Source organism: Pseudomonas putida (genome assembly GCF_050990305.1).
Taxonomy (GTDB): Bacteria; Pseudomonadota; Gammaproteobacteria; order Pseudomonadales; family Pseudomonadaceae; genus Aquipseudomonas; species Aquipseudomonas putida_AH.
Genome location: NZ_CP158817.1, coordinates 3,936,602 through 3,955,179, shown reverse-complemented (window position 1 = coordinate 3,955,179; position 18,578 = coordinate 3,936,602). Strand labels below are relative to the sequence as shown.

At 58.5% G+C, this 18,578-nt stretch carries 14 protein-coding genes and 1 pseudogene; 6 read left to right on the top strand and 9 right to left on the bottom strand.

Annotation, left to right across the window (positions count from 1 at the left end):
• The first annotated feature begins 13 nt into the window (after positions 1-13).
• The 5 genes from ABTV22_RS17785 to ABTV22_RS17765 all read left to right on the top strand — a co-directional run bounded on the left by ABTV22_RS17785 (position 14) and on the right by ABTV22_RS17765 (position 5,338).
• Positions 14-1,249, top strand: a complete 1,236-nt coding sequence (locus ABTV22_RS17785) for a cysteine desulfurase-like protein (protein WP_433735808.1) — start codon at positions 14-16, stop codon at positions 1,247-1,249.
• 36 nt (positions 1,250-1,285) lie between these two features.
• Entirely contained in the window at positions 1,286-2,155 is an 870-nt protein-coding gene (locus ABTV22_RS17780; RefSeq protein ID WP_433735807.1) for a MurR/RpiR family transcriptional regulator, read from the top strand.
• Positions 2,156-2,223: 68 nt separating this feature from the next.
• Positions 2,224-3,120 (top strand): allantoinase PuuE, encoded by an 897-nt coding sequence (locus tag ABTV22_RS17775; protein WP_433735806.1) that lies wholly within the window; start codon positions 2,224-2,226, stop codon positions 3,118-3,120.
• A gap of 38 nt (positions 3,121-3,158) precedes the next feature.
• Entirely contained in the window at positions 3,159-4,595 is a 1,437-nt protein-coding gene (hydA, locus tag ABTV22_RS17770) for a dihydropyrimidinase (protein ID WP_433735805.1), read from the top strand.
• Positions 4,592-5,338: a 2-keto-4-pentenoate hydratase gene (locus ABTV22_RS17765; RefSeq protein ID WP_433735804.1), complete on the top strand. Its 747-nt coding sequence runs from the start codon at positions 4,592-4,594 to the stop codon at positions 5,336-5,338. The genes hydA and ABTV22_RS17765 overlap by 4 nt, the downstream gene beginning before the upstream one ends.
• Positions 5,339-5,429: 91 nt before the next feature.
• On the opposite strand, the pseudogene ABTV22_RS17760 reads toward ABTV22_RS17765, so the two are convergent.
• The 7 genes and pseudogenes from ABTV22_RS17760 to ABTV22_RS17730 all read right to left on the bottom strand — a co-directional run.
• Positions 5,430-5,851 (bottom strand): annotated as a pseudogene (locus ABTV22_RS17760) (aromatic amino acid lyase); the annotation flags it as partial.
• 28 nt (positions 5,852-5,879) lie between these two features.
• On the bottom strand, positions 5,880-6,644 hold the full coding sequence (locus tag ABTV22_RS17755) for an ABC transporter ATP-binding protein (protein ID WP_433735803.1): 765 nt from the start codon (positions 6,642-6,644) through the stop codon (positions 5,880-5,882).
• A gap of 16 nt (positions 6,645-6,660) precedes the next feature.
• A complete protein-coding gene (locus tag ABTV22_RS17750) occupies positions 6,661-7,371 on the bottom strand; it encodes an ABC transporter permease (RefSeq protein ID WP_433735802.1) in 711 nt (236 codons plus the stop codon).
• Positions 7,368-8,096 carry an ABC transporter permease gene (locus tag ABTV22_RS17745; RefSeq protein WP_433735801.1) on the bottom strand — a complete coding sequence of 243 codons (729 nt, stop codon included), beginning with the start codon at positions 8,094-8,096 and terminating at the stop codon, positions 7,368-7,370. Before ABTV22_RS17745 ends, ABTV22_RS17750 begins: the two co-directional genes overlap by 4 nt.
• 144 nt (positions 8,097-8,240) lie before the next feature.
• Positions 8,241-9,527 carry an OprD family porin gene (locus ABTV22_RS17740; RefSeq protein WP_433735800.1) on the bottom strand — a complete coding sequence of 429 codons (1,287 nt, stop codon included), beginning with the start codon at positions 9,525-9,527 and terminating at the stop codon, positions 8,241-8,243.
• A 378-nt stretch (positions 9,528-9,905) separates the two neighbouring features.
• Positions 9,906-10,685: an ABC transporter substrate-binding protein gene (locus ABTV22_RS17735; protein WP_433735799.1), complete on the bottom strand. Its 780-nt coding sequence runs from the start codon at positions 10,683-10,685 to the stop codon at positions 9,906-9,908.
• Positions 10,686-10,736: 51 nt separating this feature from the next.
• The gene (locus ABTV22_RS17730; RefSeq protein ID WP_433735798.1) at positions 10,737-11,915 is read right to left on the bottom strand and encodes a M20 aminoacylase family protein; all 1,179 of its coding nucleotides are present in this window, start codon (positions 11,913-11,915) and stop codon (positions 10,737-10,739) included.
• Positions 11,916-12,047: 132 nt separating this feature from the next.
• On the opposite strand from ABTV22_RS17730, the gene ABTV22_RS17725 reads away from it, so the two are divergent.
• Positions 12,048-13,001: a LysR family transcriptional regulator gene (locus ABTV22_RS17725; protein ID WP_433735797.1), complete on the top strand. Its 954-nt coding sequence runs from the start codon at positions 12,048-12,050 to the stop codon at positions 12,999-13,001.
• A 677-nt stretch (positions 13,002-13,678) separates the two neighbouring features.
• Here ABTV22_RS17725 and ABTV22_RS17720 read toward each other — a convergent pair.
• Both ABTV22_RS17720 and ABTV22_RS17715 read right to left on the bottom strand, forming a co-directional pair.
• Entirely contained in the window at positions 13,679-14,725 is a 1,047-nt protein-coding gene (locus tag ABTV22_RS17720; protein WP_433735796.1) for an SCO family protein, read from the bottom strand.
• A 75-nt stretch (positions 14,726-14,800) separates the two neighbouring features.
• The gene (locus ABTV22_RS17715) at positions 14,801-18,178 is read right to left on the bottom strand and encodes an Ig-like domain-containing protein (protein ID WP_433735795.1); all 3,378 of its coding nucleotides are present in this window, start codon (positions 18,176-18,178) and stop codon (positions 14,801-14,803) included.
• Positions 18,179-18,578 lie beyond the last annotated feature (400 nt).

Sequence of the window (18,578 nt, the reverse complement as noted above, 5' to 3'; positions counted from 1 at the left end):
TGGAGAAAGTAGAGTGAATCCTCTCGATATCGATTACGTTCGCAAGCAATTTCCAGGTCTGGCCGGTGGTTTCGCCTATATGGATAACGCCGGTGGTTCGATGGTGTTGAGCACTGTGGCGCAGCGGGTCAGCGATTACCTGCTCAATAGCAGTGTGCAACTGGGCGCGTCCTACCAGGCTTCGGTCGACGCTGGCGAGCGTGTGATGCAGGCACGTTACTCGGTCATGCAGTTGATCAATGCCGAGCATCCCGAAGAAGTGATCATGGGCGGCTCGACCACCCACTTGCTGCAAATCCTGTGTCGCGCCATTGCCCCGTCAATCGTTCCAGGTGATGAAATCATCGTCACCAATTGCGACCACGAGGCGAACATCGGTCCCTGGGTCAAATTGTGCGAAAGCCGTGGCGCGACCTTGCGTGTGTGGCAGGTCAATCCCGTCAGTTGTGAACTTGAACTGGATGACCTGCAGGTTTTGCTTAACAGCAACACCCGCTATGTGGCGATGACCCACACCTCGAACATTCTCGGCTCGGTCAATCCAGTGGCTGAAGTGGCGCGGCGTGTCCATGCGGTAGGCGCCAAGCTGTGCGTGGACGCCGTCGCCTATGCGCCACACCGTCTGGTGGATGTGCAGGCCAGCGGCGCCGACTTCTACGTCTACAGCTTCTACAAAACCTTCGGTCCGCACTTTGCCGTGCTCTGGGGGCGTCGTTATCTGTTGCTGGAGCTGCCGAGCCTTAACCACTTTTTCATTGGCCAGGACGTGGTGCCTTACAAATTGCAGCCGGGCAACGTCAACTACGAGTTGTCCTTCGGTTGCATCGGTATTACCGACTACCTGCTCGACATCAGCACCCGTCTTGGCGCCCAAGGCAGCGAGCGCAAGTGCATGCAGGCGGCGTTCGATGCCTTCGAGGTACAGGAAGATTTGCTCGCCGAGCGCCTGCTGGCATTTTTGCGCCAGCGCGAGGGCGTGCGGATCATTGGCAAGGCGCATACCCGCAATCGGGTGCCAACGATCAGTTTCGTTGTTGAAGGGGTTCAGTCAGAGGCTGTTGTGCGCAGTGTCGATGAGCACCGGATCGGCATTCGCTTTGGTGACTTCTATGCGCGGCGGCTTATCGAAGCCCTTGGACTCGATCGGTTTGGCGGGGTAGTGCGGGTGTCGTTGGCGCATTACAACACGCTGGAAGAAGTCGACCGTCTCATCACGGCGCTGGATCAAGCAATCGATGCGTTGCGTTGACAGGCCCACACACTTCTAATTTGACGAGCCTTGATCATGGCCTTACCTGAAACCCTTGCAGAGCTGCGTGACTGTATCGCGGCCCAGCACGAACAACTGACTGGTCGCCTGCGCGATGCGGCCCGATTCCTGATCGACAACCCGCATGAGATCGCCCTCAACACGGTCGCCGAGCTGGGTAAGCGTTCGAGTATCGCGCCTGCCGCCTATATTCGGCTGGCCCAGGCCCTGGGCTTTGCGGGTTTCAAGGATTTGCAGCGGCTGTTCCGTGCACCGTTGCAACAGGCTGCCGACACCCAAAGCGAGCGCATTCGGCACTACGGCGGTGAGACGTTGCTGGAAGACCCGAGTGACGTCGGCGCGATTCTGCGGGAGTTCAGTCAGGCCAACATCGTTTCCCTGGAACACCTGGCCGAAGGGGGAGAGCAGGCCAATATCGAAGCGGCCATCGCCCATCTGCAAGTGGCGCGTACCACCTTTGTTATCGGCATGCGCCGGGCCTTTCCGGTGGCGGCGTACCTGAGCTACGCATTGAGTCGTGTGGGCCGGCGAACCGTGCACATCAGCGGCGCTGGCGGCACCTTGCCGGAGCAGGTCAGTGCCATTGCCGATGATGATTTGTTGATTGCTGTCAGCTTTCCGCCGTACGCCAATGACACTGTTGAGGCCTGTCGCCAGGCGCGCCAGGCAGGCGTGACGCTGGTGGCGATCACCGACAGTGTTTTGAGCCCTATCGGGCAGATGGCCGATACGGTGATTGAGGTCAACGACGCCGAACTGCTGGGCTTTCGCTCGCTCACCGCTTCGTTCTGTATTGCGCAAACCCTGGCCATGGGGCTGGCCTTCAGCGAGTGGCAATCGGATAGCACCTTCAGTCATGAGCGGCTCAAGGATATCGACTGCTAGTTCGCTACCTTCGCTACGTACTTGTTTAACCAGTCACTTTTAATCAGTCACTTCAGGAGAAAATCCCGATGGTTTCACCTGCACGCGATTTAGTGGGTTACGGAAGAAAACGCCCGCAAGGCACCTGGCCCAACGGCGCACGATTGGCCATCAGCCTGGTGATCAACTACGAAGAAGGCTCCGAGCGCTCACTCGCCATGGGCGACCCGGACCAGGAGTCCATGACCGAATGGGGTAGCTATTCAATCCCCGACGGCACACGCAACCTGGCGATGGAATCCATGTACGAGTACGGCTCGCGCGTGGGGATCTGGCGAATTCTGGATATTCTCGACCAGCAATCGGTAAAAGCTACGTTTCATGCTTGCGCCGTGGCTTTCGAGCAGAACCCCGATGTTGCCCGCGCTGCCGTGGCCGGTGGTCATGAAATTTGCAGCCACGGTTATCGCTGGGAGGAAGTGTTTCGCCTGACCGAAGAAGAGGAGCGTGAACACATGCGCTTGGCCATCGAGTCCTTCGAGCGCACCTGTGGCAAGCGTCCTGTTGGCTGGTATTGCCGCTATGGCGCCAGCGTCAACACCCGCCGTCTGGTTGCCGAGGAGGGCGGTTTCCTCTACGACTCCGATGCCTACAACGACGATGTTCCCTACTTCGTCGAGGTCGAGGGCAAGCGTCACCTCGTGGTGCCTTACACCGCCGACGTGAACGATTTCCGCTACTGGAACTCTCCGGGGCTGTCCCAGGCCTCGGACTTTCTCGAGTACATGAAAGAAAGTTTTGAGGTTCTCTATGAGGAGTCCGCTGAAGGGCCACGGATGATGTCGATCGGGCTGCATCCACGCATGGTGGGCCGTCCCGGGCGGGTCAGGGCGATCAAGCAATTCATCGAGTATGCCAAGCAACACGGCGGTGTCTGGTTCGCTACCCGTGAAGAAATCGCCAGTGCCTGGCTTGAGCGTACTTGAGCGTGGCCGCAGCCGGTGACTTCTGAAAGAGGCCTGATATGCAACCTTTCGACACGGTAATTCGCAACGCCCGCGTGGTCACCGCCGCGGACACGTTCACCAGCGACATCGGTATTCGTGATGGGCGCATCGTTTCTCTTGGTCTGGACCTGCCGCAAGGTGTCCGGGAAATCGACGCGGCAGGCCGGCATGTCACCCCCGGTGGCATCGATAGCCACGTGCACTTCGACCAGCCGACGGGAGACGGCTCGGTGATGGCCGATGACTTCTTCAGCGGCACGGTCTCGGCGGCCTGCGGCGGCACCACCACCGTCATCCCGTTCGCCTGCCAGCAGAAGGGCGAAAGCCTGCGCGCTGCCGTCGATGACTACCATCGTCGGGCGGGCAACAAGCCGGTGATCGATTATGCCTTCCACCTGATCGTCACCGACCCCACCCCGCAGGTGCTGCGTGAAGAACTGCCGGCCTTGATTGCCGAAGGCTATACATCGTTCAAGATCTACATGACCTACGATGCGCTGAAGCTGGGCGACCGGGAGATTCTCGAGACGTTGTCGGTCGCGCGCCGTGAGGGCGCCATGGTGATGCTCCACGCCGAGAACAGCGATTGCATCGCCTGGCTGACCGAGCGACTGCTGGCAGCCGGGCTGACTGCGCCGCGCTACCACGCCACGTCGCGACCGATGCTGGTGGAGCGCGAAGCGACCCATCGTGCCATCGCCCTTGCCGAGCTGGTGGACGTGCCGATCCTGATCGTGCACGTGTCGGGTCGCGAGGCCGTGGAGCAGATTCGTTGGGCCCAGAGCCAGGGGTTGAAGGTGTACGCCGAAACCTGCCCGCAGTACCTGTTCCTGATCGCCGACTCGCTGGGGTGTGACGACAGCTTCGAAGGTGCCAAGTGCATCTGCAGCCCGCCGCCGCGCGATGCCGCCAACCAGCAGGTGATCTGGGACGGCTTGGAGAACGGCGCGTTCGAGATTTTCTCGTCTGACCACGCCCCCTTTCGCTTCGATGGCCCGGATGGCAAGAAGGCCCATGGTGAAGCGGTGTCGTTCGACCAGATCGCCAACGGCATTCCCGGTGTCGAAACCCGCATGGCACTGCTCTGGTCCGAAGGCGTGCGCAGTGGACGCATCACCCCGCAAAGCTTTGTTGCGCTGACTTCCACCAATGCCGCCCGGATGTATGGGCTGTACCCGCGCAAGGGCAGCATCGCTGTGGGCGCCGATGCCGACCTGGTGATCTGGAACGAGGGTGAACGGGTGCACCTGAACAACGAAATGCTGCACCACAACGTCGATTACACGCCTTACGCCGGCATGACGCTGAGCGCCTGGCCGGCGATGACCCTGTCTCGCGGTGAGGTGGTCTGGGACGGCGAGCCGCGCGGTGAGGCCGGTCGCGGCCGGTTTCTGCCGTGCGAGCGCCCGGCACCTGCGCAACTGCGCCGACGCAAGACCGAGTTGCCATTGTGAGTGCGGTGGCGCAGGTGGCCGCCACCCTGATTCGTGGTTGGCGTGAGGGGCGCCAACAACCATTGCCAGCCGTGGAACTGGCGAGCGAAGCCCAAGCCTATGCGGTGCAGCAGCAGGTAGCGGATGCCCTTGGCTGGTTCACCTGCGGGCCGCCGACGGCCTGGAAACTGGGCGGCGCTCCGGGAGGGCTGATCAGCGCCGCCGGAGTACCGGCATCGGCGGTACACCCGTCAGGTTGGCAGGTTCCGCCGGGCGATGCCTTCGGTTTCGGGATCGAGGGAGAACTGATCGTGCGCCTGTCGTGCGACCTCGACCAGCACACTGATCTGGCCAAGGCCTATGCGGCGGTCGATGTGTGGATGCCGGGCATCGAACTGTGCGGCACGCGCTGGCTGCAGGGCGATCAGGCCGCGCCACTGCTTCGGCTGGCCGACCAGCAACTCAACCGCGCGCTGGTACTCGGTGCACCGCAAACGCTGGGGGAAATACCGGACTGGTCAACGCAGCAGGTGGCGTTGCGGGTGAACGGGGAGCCTGAGTTTGTGGGCGTTGGCAGCCATCCATTCGGTGAACCGCTGAGTTCGCTGCCGTGGCTGGCGCGTCACGCTGCGGCACTGGGCAACCCCTTGCGAGCCGGTGACCTGGTGGCTTGTGGAAGCTGGACCGGTATCTACTGGGCGTCAGCTGGGGCGCAAGTGGAAGTTGAGTTTTCCGGGATAGGGCGGGTTGCATTGTCGACTTGATTTTAAAGGTCGCTTTGCCGTTTTCTGTCTGTCGCGAGAGGTAGAAAACGACTCAAAACTGACGGTGGCGATAGGCAGTCATAGGCCGACTGTTGCCTATCGTGAATGCCGCCGCGGTCACCTGGGCGATCATGAAACCGGAGTTCACACCGCCATTGGCCACCAGATACGGCGGCAATTGCGACATGTGCTTGTCCATCATCAACGAGAGGCGACGCTCACTCAGGGAGTCAATTTCGGCGATGGTCAAGGCCATGTTGTCAGTGGCCATGGCCACAGGTTTGGTGTGGAAGTTGCCACGGGAGATCACGTCGCCTTCAGCAGCAAATACCAGCGGGTTGTCGTAAACGGTGTTGGCTTGGACTGCCAGCACTTCGGCAGCCTGCGGGGCCGGGGCAGGCAGGCAACCATGTCTTGCGGCTGGCAGTGCAGGGAGTATGGGTCCTGAGCCTTTTCGCAATTCTCATGGGAGTCGGAAACTTTGCTGCGCTCGCCCAGCAGATCGCGGTAAGACTCAAAGGTGCTGCGAGAGCCAGAGGACTTACTTCAGGTTGCCACTGAGAAACTGCCGCAGGCGTTCGCTTTTGGGATTACCCAATACGTCCTCAGGCGCACCCTGCTCTTCGACCAGCCCCTGGTGCAGGAACAGTACTTGATTCGACACTTTGCGGGCAAAGCTCATTTCGTGGGTGACCATGATCATGGTCCGGCCTTCTTCAGCCAGCCCTTGAATGACCTTGAGCACTTCACCCACCAGCTCCGGGTCCAGCGCCGAGGTCGGTTCGTCAAACAGCATGATCTCCGGCTCCATGCTAAGGGCTCGAGCAATGGCGACGCGCTGCTGTTGACCACCCGAAAGAAACGCCGGGTACTGATCGGCGACTCGCGCCGGCAAACCGACCTTATCCAGATAGCGCCGCGCGCGCTCCTCGGCGTCCTTCTTGCTGACCCCCAGCACCCGGCGCGGGGCCATGGTGATGTTCTCCAGCACGGTCATGTGGCTCCACAGGTTGAAGTGCTGGAACACCATGGCCAGGCGGGTACGCAGGCGTTGCAGTTCATCGGCGTCGGCCACGCGCATGCCATGCCGGTCATGGACCATGCGAATTGGCTGGTTATCCAGGCTCATGGCGCCGTCGTTGGGCGTTTCCAGGAAATTGATGCAGCGCAGAAAGGTACTTTTTCCCGAACCACTGGCGCCGATCAGGCTGATCACATCGCCGGTTTTGGCATTCAGCGAAACGCCCTTGAGCACTTCATGGTTGCCGTAGCTTTTGTGCAGGTTTTCAACGGTCAGTTTGTACATGTGCAAGCCTCCTGAATTAATGAGCCGGGCCAAGGAAGGACAACCAGCGGCGTTCAGCCAGGCGGAACAGGCTGACCAGAGAGAACGTGACTGCCAGGTAGATGGCGGCAGCGATACCGAAGGACTGGAACGTCAGGAAGGTGGCCGAGTTGGCATCCCTGGCGACCTTGAGGATGTCCGGTACGGTGGCGGTAAAGGCTACGGTAGTTGCATGCAACATCAGGATCACTTCGTTGCTGTAGTTTGGCAGTGAGCGGCGCAGGGCTGACGGCATGATGACATAGGCATAAAGCTTCCAGCCCCGCAGGCCATAGGCCTTGGCGGCCTCGATTTCGCCATGGTTCATGCAGCGGATTGCCCCGGCGAAGATTTCTGTGGTGTAGGCGCAAGTGCTCAAGGTGAAAGCAAGGAGGGTGCAGTTCAAGGCATCGCGAAAGAATGCGTCGAGCATAGGTTGGGCGCGGACCGCAGCGATGCTGTAGATGCCGGTGTAGCAAATCAGCAACTGGATATACAGCGGCGTGCCGCGGAACAGGTAGGTGTAGAACTGCACCGGCCAACGCACCAAGGGATTGGTTGATACCCGAGCAATCGACAGCGGAATCGACATCATGAAGCCGAAAAAAAGCGAGGCGCTGAGCAGCCAGAGAGTCATGGCCAGCCCGGTGATGTGATTTCCGTCACGGAAAAGGAAAGGCTGCCAGTATTCCTGCAGAAGTTCGATCATCGTACGGCCTCCCGGGTGCCTGCGGAATAGAAGATTGCCAGCTGGCGCAAGACGTAGTTCGAAACGGTGGTAATCGCCAGGTAGATCAAGGCGGCCAGCACCAGGAAGAAGAACAGTTGATAGGAGCTTTTGCCGGCGTCCTGGGCCACCTTGACCAGATCGGCCAGACCGATGATCGACACCAGCGCGGTGGCCTTGAGGATCACCATCCAGTTATTGCCAATGCCCGGCAGAGCAAAGCGCATCATTTGTGGGAACATCACGAATCGAAAACGCTGGGTACGGGACAGACCGTAGGCCGTGGCCGCTTCCATCTGCCCCCGTGGCATGGCGAGGATGGCGCCACGAAACGTCTCAGTGAAATACGCCCCGTAAATGAAGCCCAGGGTAATGACCCCGGCGCTGAACGGATCGATTTCGATGTACTCCCAACCCATGGCTTCGGTCAGGCTAGTCAGCCAGGTTTGCAGGCTGTAGTAGATCAGCAACATCAGCACCAGGTCTGGTACCCCGCGGATCAGCGTGGTGTAGGCCTGTGCCGGCATGCGCAGCAGGGCAAACTTTGAAAGTTTGGCACTGGCGCCGATCAGTCCGAGGCCCACGCTGACCAGCAAGCACAGTGAAGATAATTTGATCGTCATCCAGGAACCTTGCAGTAACAGCGGACCAAAGCCCTTAAGGCTGAAACCGGAAATTCCCAGAGTCTGCAATAGGTTTTCTAGCATTTTGCAGCCTTTCGTCATCCAAGAAGGCGCCCATCGAGAGTTGGGCGCAGTTGCCATGTTTCCCGGGATTCCGAGAAGAACTCTAAACAATAGATTCAGTGACAGTCACTCCAGTCCCTTGCGTACAAGGGACTGGAGGTCGTGTTACAGAATATTCAGCGGGTAATTGATGATTAAGCGAATGTCGTCGTTACTCGGACCAACATCGTTGTTGTTAGCGGCAAAGATGTAAGCATCGTTGGCGCGGAAGTACGCGGCGCGTACGCGAAAGGAAAGATCTTTGGCCGGACCAGTCTGCAACACATATTTGACTTCGACGTTGAGCTCGCGCTCGCGGCCTTCGGGGCCTTCTGTTGTACGAATATTGTCACCGTACACATAGCGAGTCATGAAGGTCAGGCCAGGTACACCGTAGCTCGCCAGATTCAGGTCGTAGCGACCCTGCCAGGAGCGCTCTTGTGCACCATCGAAGTCGGACATCTGGATGGAGTTGGAAACATAGACAGTGTCGCTACCGTCTACGCCATAGGCGTAAGGGGTATCACCGGTAGAGCGCTGATAAGCGACGGTAAACCTGTGAGCGCCCAAGCTGTAGGCGGTAGCAAGGCTCCACAGGTTATTGTCCACTTTGCCGGAAAGCTCTTGCCCTTGGCTTTTGGTGTTGTATGCATTGAGGTCAAAGTTTAGTGACTGGCCTTCGACGATAGGCAGGGTGTAGTTGACATTGAGGTACTGCTTCTTGAAGTTGTTTTCAACATTGGAAGCAGCGATGCCAGCAACAAGGTCCGGAGTGAACTGATAGTTCGCACTCGCGAAGTCGGCCGCCTCCAGGCCCGCACTGTCATTAAACTGACCAGTCTGCGTACGCAGCGCGGTGAAGTGGCCGGCGTTCAACTCCAGTCCCTTGATTTCGTTACTGGTCACCAGGGTGCCGGTCGCGATTTCTGGCAACAGGCGGCTGTCGCTGGTACTGAACACTGGGTTGATAACCACTTGGTTGCCATATTTCGCGACGGTGTCGGAAACGCGGAATTTGACTGCGCCGCCAGCGGCCGATTGGGTTTTAGCTTCCGAGCCATCATCGTTGACCTGGAACTGGGCATTGCCAGCGCGCCCCTTGCCACCGTCAAGTTTTACGGTGCCCATGGCATATGCATCGACGCCGACACCGATGGTGCCTTGAGTGAAGCCTGAGCTGTATTTGATTCGCTCGGCTGCACCAGTATCCTGACGATAACCGCTTTTACCACCGTTGGTGGGGTTGCTGAAACCATCCTTAAAATCGCGATTCATGTACTCGAGGCGAGTCAGGATTGAGAGAGTGCTGTCGTCTACGAAACCCTTGGCGTCGTCCTGGGATGAGGCCATTGCCATCTGTGAGGTGCCTGCTGCAACAGACAGGGCAATAATGGTCCACTTCATCATACACATCGTGTTTTGCTCTTTTTTATTATTAAAAATACCGTCATCCCCATAGTTTATATCCGGGATGGCTATTTATTGGCTTAGCGCGATTTTGCCCGCTCGCCATCCTTGGCGTACAACTAACTGCGCGACGAGCAGCGTTAAGTTTTACAGCTTTATAAAAAGCGCCAAAGCCAACGGCGTAAAGTCAACTGCGTGGATGCGCCACACACCGAGCTCTCTGCCGTCAAGTTCAGCGGGAAAAAACCATCATCAAAAACCTGCAGGAATTTTTCTTTAAATAGCCTTTTCCGTTATTCGAGCTATTTATAAATCAAGCAGATTCACAAGGTGCCGAGATGGCGTGTGATCATCGTTTCGAACATCATAAATATTGACGCAGAATCATTTGCCGTAAATGTCAAAGTTGAAATATTTACTCGCAAGCCTGTCGTATTCGCCCGATGCACGAATGTTTGCAATGGCCGTATTAAGTTTTCCTCGAAGCGCGTCGTCGCCTTTTCTAATCCCGATCGCGACACCGTCAAGGGTCAAACGCTTATCGGTGAGGGGCTCTCCGGCAAAGGCATAGCCCTTGCCTTGGGGCTTTTGCAAAAATCCGATATCGCCTTGCACCGCTGGTTGAAAAGCAGCGTCCAGGCGTCCAGCAATCAGGTCGATGTAAACTTGATCCTGGGTTTGATAGGACAAAACATTGACGTCGTGAGCACTCCATTCTGACTTCGCGAACATCTCTTGAGACGAACCTTGCATAACGCCAATAGTTTTGCCTTTCAACGAGTCGACGTTCGGTAGCAGGCCTGAGTTTTCTTTCGCAATAAGAGCCGATGGACCGCTGTACAACCGATCACTGAAGTCCACTTGTTTACGTCGTGCTTCAGTAACACTGAACGCCGATAGAATGGAATCAAATTTTTTGGCTTTCAGCGCAGGGATCATGCCGTCGAAAGGTTGCTCGACCCAAACACACTTAACTTTAAGCTCGGCACAAATGGCATTGCCGAGATCAATATCAAAGCCACTCAGGGAACCGTCAGGCTCTTTGACTTCAAATGGCGGATAGCTTGGGTCTACCCCGAACTTGATTTGAGGATCAGCCTGCGCAGCGGCCACAATACTCAGGCCCAGTAATGTTGCAGCAAAAAGAGTGTTGAGTCGGAACATAATTACCTCATTGTTATATTAGAGTCATCGGCAATAAGTGAGCTTTGCAGCTCAAGAGTTCAACGGTAAAAATCGTTCAGTCAGTTTTACCCAGTAGGTTGCAGCTAACGGCAGGCAGTCATCGTTGAAGTCATAACCTGGGTTATGCACCATGCAACCGCCTTCGCCCTCGCCATTACCAATAATCAGGTAACACCCGGGGCACTTTTCCAAAAGGAAAGCGAAATCCTCACTGCCTGTCAGGGGCACCATATTTTCGATCAGGCCAGACTCACCCAACCATTCGCGCGCTACCTCGCGCGCAAGTGCTGTTTCCTCAGCATGGTTGATCAGCACAGGATAGCTGCGGGTGTACTCAACATCAGCACTCGCTCCGAAACTGTGGGCCTGGGACTTGGCCAACTCGGTAATACGGCTTTGCAGCAGATCGCGTACCTGCGCATTAAGCGCTCGTACTGACAGCCTCATTTCGGCGCTATCGGGAATGACATTGCATGCCTTGCCCGCATGGATAGAGCCCACCGTGATAATGGCCGTATCGAGCGGATTGACATTACGCGACACCACGCTTTGCAGCGCCATCACTATCGAAGCACTGACCACCACGGGGTCGATAGTCTTGTGTGCCACCGCGCCGTGCCCTCCCAAACCGTTCACTCGAATGGTGACGTCATCGGCCGAAGCCATGTAGGGACCGGCCAGGAAGCCAAACTTTCCTACTGGATATCCAGGCATATTGTGCAAAGCAAACACCGCGTCGCATGGAAATAGCTCAAACAGACCGTCCTTGAGCATTTCATGCGCGCCGCCACCATTTTCCTCGGCAGGCTGGAAAATCATGTGTAGCGTGCCCTTGAACGGTTTGTGCTCAGCCAGGTATTTCGCCGCAGCGAGCAACGAGGCGGTATGGCCGTCATGGCCGCAAGCATGCATTTTGCCTTCGAGCTTGCTCGCATAGGTAAGGCCGGTAGCCTCTTGAATGGGTAGCGCGTCCATATCGGCCCTCAGGCCCAAAGCGCGACCCTCGCCATTCTGAAGGGTGCCGACCACGCCAGTACCACCCAGCCCGCGATGTACGCAATAGCCCCAGCGTTGCAGACAATCGGCGATCAGGTCACTGGTCACGAACTCTTCAAAACTGAGTTCCGGATGCGCATGAATGCGGTGACGCAATTCAATCATCTCGTCCTGGATATCACGAATACCGGCTAATACGGCGTCGTGCTGCATAATGGGGCTCCTAGTCGGTATGGGGGGGTGGTTCCTAGCATAGTTAGGCGGCTGCGATCCTCGAAAGACCCAAAACAGTTACGCAGGCAACCATTGGTTGCCTCCCCATCGAACAGCGTCGTGAGACACACAATGAAAGTTCATCAACTGCAAGCTTTGGTCGCCGTTGCCGACACCGGCAGCATTCGCGCGGCGGCACGCCTGTTGGACCTCTCCCATGCGGCCGTGACCAAGTCGATGCGCGAGTTGGAAGCAGATGCCCAATTGCCACTGTTGATGCGAACCGCCCGAGGGATCGACTTCACCGAGACCGGTCGCATGCTGCTGGGACATGCGCGGCTGATCGTCGGTCAGATCGAACGGGCTAATACAGAGCTTGGCGAGTTGCGCGGCGAAGTCGCGGGGCGGCTGTCCATCGCGGTCACACCTTGGATCATGCTGACCTTCCTGACCCAGGCGGTGCAGAACTTTCGTGAGCGTATGCCCGGTGTGCAACTAGAAATCTTTGAGGGGTTGACCGCCGTGGCGTTGCCGCGTTTGCGCGAAGGCTCGCTCGACTTTGCCGTCGGCCCGGTATCGCCGACCATGTCGTTACAGGAGTTCGACTGCACGCCATTGTTGACCTATGAAATGAGCGTCATCGCTCGGCGCGACCACCCCTGCGCCAACGCGACCTCCTTGCATCAACTATTGGATCAGGATTGGGTGGTCAATTACGCGCAGGCCAACTATGGCGCGTTCATGCAGGAGCTGTTCTGGCAGCATGGCGCGCAGATCGACCGGTCACGTTTGCACTGCGCGCACTCAACCTCGCTGCTGTTCGAAATGGTGCGTCATGGGGGCATGCTCACCCATTGCCCTAGCGTGATGATGGCCACCGAATCGATGCAGGGCTGGGCTACTGCGCTACCGTTGCAAGAGCGTTTCGAAAGGAGCCAGCTGGGCGTCATCACCCGTCGCAATGCCGTGCTTGGTACGGCGGCACAATGCTTTAAGGAATGCTTATTAACGGAAATCAAACGGCGCGCCCGGTCGGCGGTGGCAGCAGATCGGGCATTGTTTGATGTGCTTATGATGTTGTTTTGATGAAGGCCAACACTGCCCCTGTGTGAACGCTTGACCTACTACCAACGCCAACCCGATTCCAAGGCTTCAAGTTACTGACCACCGAGTTTGACTTCTGATCCACTCCGGATGCCTATCATCCACGGCCACGTACAACGCCATGTGCTGATTGGTATATCAATCACCCTAAATGTTGAGTTCGCGCCAGTGACCGCCGATGTCACGATGGAGTGAATTGCCCCAGCTTTCCTGGACTACTTTGAGCGTCTGCTTTTGGCCGATTCTGTTGCAAAAGTCGGTATACCCAAGTCGCTCGAATATTGATGTGCAAAAACACCTCTTTTGTACGCTGCTGCTTGAAATCTGAGTCCTGAACCTTCTGCCCAAAACTCAGATTTCAATCTCAGGCGCGCACTTTTTTCCTCGGAATTCGAAACCGACTTTTTCAACAGAATCGGCCGTTTGAAGCCAGTCACGAAGGACCACAATCGCTCCATGACTGACCTTCGCCCTGCCTACAATCATTGACGATTTCGCTGCTGTTTCACCTCATACATCTCGCGGCCTACCAGCTTTTTGGTCTCGTCCACCGTCATGCTGCCCGGTATCACTGCCACGACAACGACCATCCGAACCCTTGATAGAGGTAGCACTCTTCGCAATCACTTGCGCAGAGTGCCCCGGTGAACGGATCGGTTTTAACCGCCTTGTTGCTGCATGTGATGGCCGGCGTGCTGGTGAGATTCGTCATGGGTGTCCTGCGCCATCGGTGCCTCAGGCTTCAGCCGTTCGGTCTCTTCTGCCAGATAGGTCAGTACGGCATTGGTCTCTATATCACCCAAGCGCAGATTGGGCATCGCCAGGCTGTTGTATTGCTCGTACAACTGCATCGCCAGTGGGTCTTTCTCGGCCAGCACTTGATCGGGTTCCTTGATCCAGCGTTTCAGCCATTGCGGGTCGCGTTGGCGGGTGACGCCGATCAGGTCCGGGCCGATGCTGCGTATGCCGGCGTTCTGGGTGTCGCCCAGGGTATGGCAGGACGAGCAGCGGGTACGGTAGATCTGCTCGCCGGCGCTGGGCGGGCGCACGGTCGGGGCGCTGGCGTAATCCTGATTGCTGGTGCTGGCCTGTTTCCAGTTCTGCAGGGTTTTGCCCAGGCGATCGGCCAGAATGTAGGGGTTCTCCATGGGTGAGGATTTCATCCAGCGGCCGGTGCTCTGGTTGCCGATGATCAGGCTCAGGTTGTGGTCCTTGTTGCGGCCGTTGTCGATGCCGTCGATGAACAGGCCCAGGCTCTTGCGCAGGTTGGTGATGTCGTCCTTGTTGCCGGTGAGGAATTGCCAGCCGGGGCCGATCTTGAATTTATCGGCGTATTTCTTCAGGACTTCCGGTGTGTCGGTTTCCGGATCAATGCTGATCGAGTAGAGAAAGATGTCCTTGCCGACCCGATCGCCGAGGACTTTTTGTACCTGTAGCAGGCGTGCGGTTTCCAGCGGGCAGGAGTCGGTGCAGGAGGTGAAGATGAAGTTGATCGCCACCACCTTGTCCTTGATCAGGTCATCGAAGAAACGCACCTTCTGGCCATCCTGATTGACTAGCTCGGTATTGGGGAAATAGTCCTTTCCCCAAGGGCTACCGCTGTCGCTGTCTTCGGCAGCGGCTGCCGACCATCCGGTGATGCCCAAGGTAAAAAGGAACAGCAGGCGAAGGAGTTTGATCGAATGGGTCCAGTGTGAAGTGATCATGATTGCGTCCTGTGCAAAGTACTGATGGATGCCTTGCACTCCAGCTGTACGGGCTGGAGTGCAAGGTGATACCGGTCAACGGACAGAGAGGGGCGCCGTGACCGAGCGACCGGAGGATGATTTGATCGTTACGGTCGGCGTGGCTGCCGGTCCGTTGCCTGTGGTGCTTGCCGAGATCCGCCAGCGGGCGCCGGTGGCTGTGGGTGTCATCGTTGCCGTGCCCAGCACGAGCGGCCCGCCGGTGGTGGCTGCGGAAACCGTCAGCACCGTGCCAGTCAGTGACGTGGTCCCGGCCAGATCCCAGGTGTAACGGTTGTTGCTGCGTACCGCCACGGTGGCGCTGGTCACTTGCAGGTCCTCGTTGCTGGTCACCGCCGGCGCCACTGCGATGGTCACAGTACCGGGCGTTGCCGAGACGCCACCCTTGGCGTCGCGCACTTCATAGGTGAAGGTGGCGGTGGCAGGTTCGGTGAGGGTGGCCGGCGGCGTGTAGATCACCCGAGTGCCATCGGTGGTGGTCGCGCCCATGCCGGAGTCCGGCTGGCTCAAGCCGACCACAGTGAGCGGCATGTTGTTGTCAGGGTCACTGTCATTGGCCAGGACGTTGAGGGTGACAGGCACACCGGCCGTGGTGCTGGCACTGTCGGGGGCGGCAATCGGCAGCTTGTTGGTGCTGTTGTCGTCGCCATCATCCCCGCCATCGTCATCATTGCCGCTACCCTTGCCACCGGTACGGAAGGTAGGCAGCGCGGCGCTCGCCACATATTCGACGCCATCCCAGCCGGGTAGCGGCGTCGGCATCAGCTCGAACTGGCCGGGGCGTTCGACGTCCCAGCGCAGCAACATGGACGAGTCTTCGTGCTGGGTGTTGTGGCAGTGCTCCATGTAGGTCCCGGCAAACTCGCGGAAGCGAATCGCCATGGACACGTCCGTGGAACTGTCGACTTCCGGCCCGATGCGGAACACATCCTTGCGTGCCCATTTTTCCCAGTCCGGCGGTGCCTTGCCATCGCGGCTAAGGATTACCCCTTCCTCGAAGTGCACATGCACCGGGTGACTCCAGCCGTTGCCGCCGTTCTTGATGTCCCACACCTCCAGGGTGCCGTCGCCACTGAAGCCGGCGTCGGTTGGCCCGGTGGACAATTGCGCCGCCACGGTGAGCTGTCGTGGGTCCATGCTGTAGCCGAAGCCACCATCGGTCTTGATGGTCCAGGGCGCCAGGTCAGTGCCGTCGGAACGGCCAAAGGTAAAGCTGCGATGGCGAGCCTTGTCGAGTTTTGCCTTGTCGGCCACATCGTCGCGGTTGATGGTCAACGGGATCATTTTCTTGCCTGCCGCCTTGCCAGGCTTGGCCGGCTCATAGGCGGTGGGGTCCATGCTCTGGTCTTGACCTGTGTAGGAATTGACGATCAGTTGCAGGAACTTGCCCACCACCGGATCGCCGTTGTCCCATTGCGGCCCCTTGCTGCTTTGCTTGAGGACGGCCTTGTACTTCTCGGACAGCACATCGGCCAGGGACAGTTCGTCTTTCTCCGGACCCTTGCCGGTCTTGTGTTCCATCAGGTTGACGAAGTAGATCTTGTCCCCGGTCTTGATCCCGTTTTTCGCGAAATTAATGATGATGTCATAGCGTTCGGCGATGGCCTGGGTCGGCAGGATGGCGTTGTTGTCCTTCAAGTCACCGTCGCCGTCGAGGTCCATGCTGCCGTCGAAGGGGATGGCGTGTTCCATGATGTTGCCGTCGTTGCCGATCATGTGGAACGGCACCCGTGCGTAGGACACGCCGGAGCCTGCCGGCCCGGGGAATTCGCCGCCCGTGCCCTTGATTTCGCGGACCACGGCCAGCTTGAAGTAGCGCGATACCGAACCGTTGAGGATACGGAAGCGGTAGCTACGGGCGCGCACGTTCATGAAGGGCTGGTACTGCCAGTTGACCAGCATCTGATCGCCCAGGAAGCCGTCGGTGTTGAACGGGTTGAACCACAACTGGCCGTTGGCGTCCCAGGCCTTGTCGGCGATCACCAGGTTGACGTCATAGTCGCGGTTACCCCAGGGCAGGGCGTTGCCGCTGGGCAGACGCAGGTTGATGCCATCCTCGACGGCCTCGTTGCCGCGATCGATGGCGCTGTAGTAGTTCATCATCACCGCGTTGCCCTTGTAGACGTTCTGGGCGGTGAAATCGAGCATGTGGTCATGGAACCAGTGGGTGCTCATGGTTTCGCGCCAGTCGCCGCGAATCTTGATGGTGCCGTTTTCGCAGGTCTTGCGCGAAGGGGTCATGTCGTTGACCCACAGGGTCTCGCCCGGCGAGCAGGGGAATGCGGCCCTTGGGTCCTCGGCCTTGGTGTTGATGGTGTCGTAGCCGGCCAGTTGCACCGGCCAGCGGTAGTCGTAGTACTGGCCGGGGAAGAAGAAGGCGTTGGCATAACCATCGCTCTCGGCCGGGTTGTGGCCATTGTGCTCATGGGTACTGATGGTGTGCAGGCCGAAACCGTTGTTGGCGGCCGGGTCGATGGGCAGGGCGTTGTAGTGACGCATCAGCAGCGGTTGCCCGTAGCGCACCATGAGGAGTTTGGGCGGCAGGGTGCCGTCGAAGGTCCACACCGAGTTGTGGTTCTGGATCGGCATCTTCGGATGGATGCGAATGTCGATGCCCTTGGTGGTGCCGTTGGTGTTCGAGAGGCCGGCGGTGTTGTGATAGAGCCCGCCAGGGCCGAACTCACCTTTGGTGTAGCCATGCATCTGTTTGTTGTCGCGCAGGCCGAGGTTTTGTCGTGCACCCGCTTGCACGGTCTTGAACGCGGCTTGCGGGTAGAACTCGTTCCAGCGTTGGTGCGACCAGCCTTTGCCGCCTGGCCGCCCCTCGGCCGGGGAACCCACCGGCGCGCGGTTGAGGAAGGCTTCGATCTGCGCCTTCCAGGGGTTGCGGTCCAGCACGTTGGCGTATTGAGTCGGGAACGGCGTCAGTCCCGGTTGCCGCAGGAAGGCTTCCAGCGCGGTGCCCGAGGGGCCGCTGCGGGCCACGCTGTTAGGGTCCTGGCCGGGCATCGGGCCCACTGTCGGCACCGGGAAAGTCATTTGCGCCGGGGGTGTTTGCGGGTCGAGTTTCTCCGGGCCGAACTCTTCGAACAGAATCATCTGCTGGGTAAAGGGTTCGGCGCCAAACATAGGGCTTGGCTTGCCGTTGGTGGGGAAGTTGAACGAGGTCTGCAGGGCAGGGGGCAGGACGTTGTCGGCCCGTGGCGTATCACGGTTGCCCTGGCCACCATTGGGCAGGGACAGCGAACCGTGGTTGGCCTCCGGCATCGTGCGAATTTCCAGCAACGCGGCCGCAGGGTCGGCCGGCTGGGGACGATAGTAGGAGGGGTCGGTGGGCGATGGCTGGCTCTCATCGTCCATGGGTGAAGCGCCGGCATCCGCCCCGCAGAGGGCCAACAATATCGCCGAGGCCATGTCCGGCCGCATGAAGCGTGCGCAAGATAGAGTTGTTTTATTGGCCTTCATACTTTTGCCTCCCAGCATGTGATGAGCCACATACGCGTTGTGTCGATGGCACTTTGCCCTTGGTTTTGGCCGTAAGCAGAGTCCATGCCAATGGCGGGAGACGACTGTGAAACCGCCAGATTTTCTCATGGGACTGGCGTTCTGCAGGCGATCGAGGCTGCTGCGATGGCGTCGAATGGAAAGATGAAAATTGGGGGCAATTCCCCTGAGTCGGGGGGGGGGGGTCAACAGGCCCGGACCGAGTTGCGGGGTAAATGGGGACGATGGGTGCCTATCGCGCGTTCAGTGTGCGGTGTGAATCCGACATTGCCCTTTACCCATTCTTTACCTGTCTTCATGCCTCATTTTC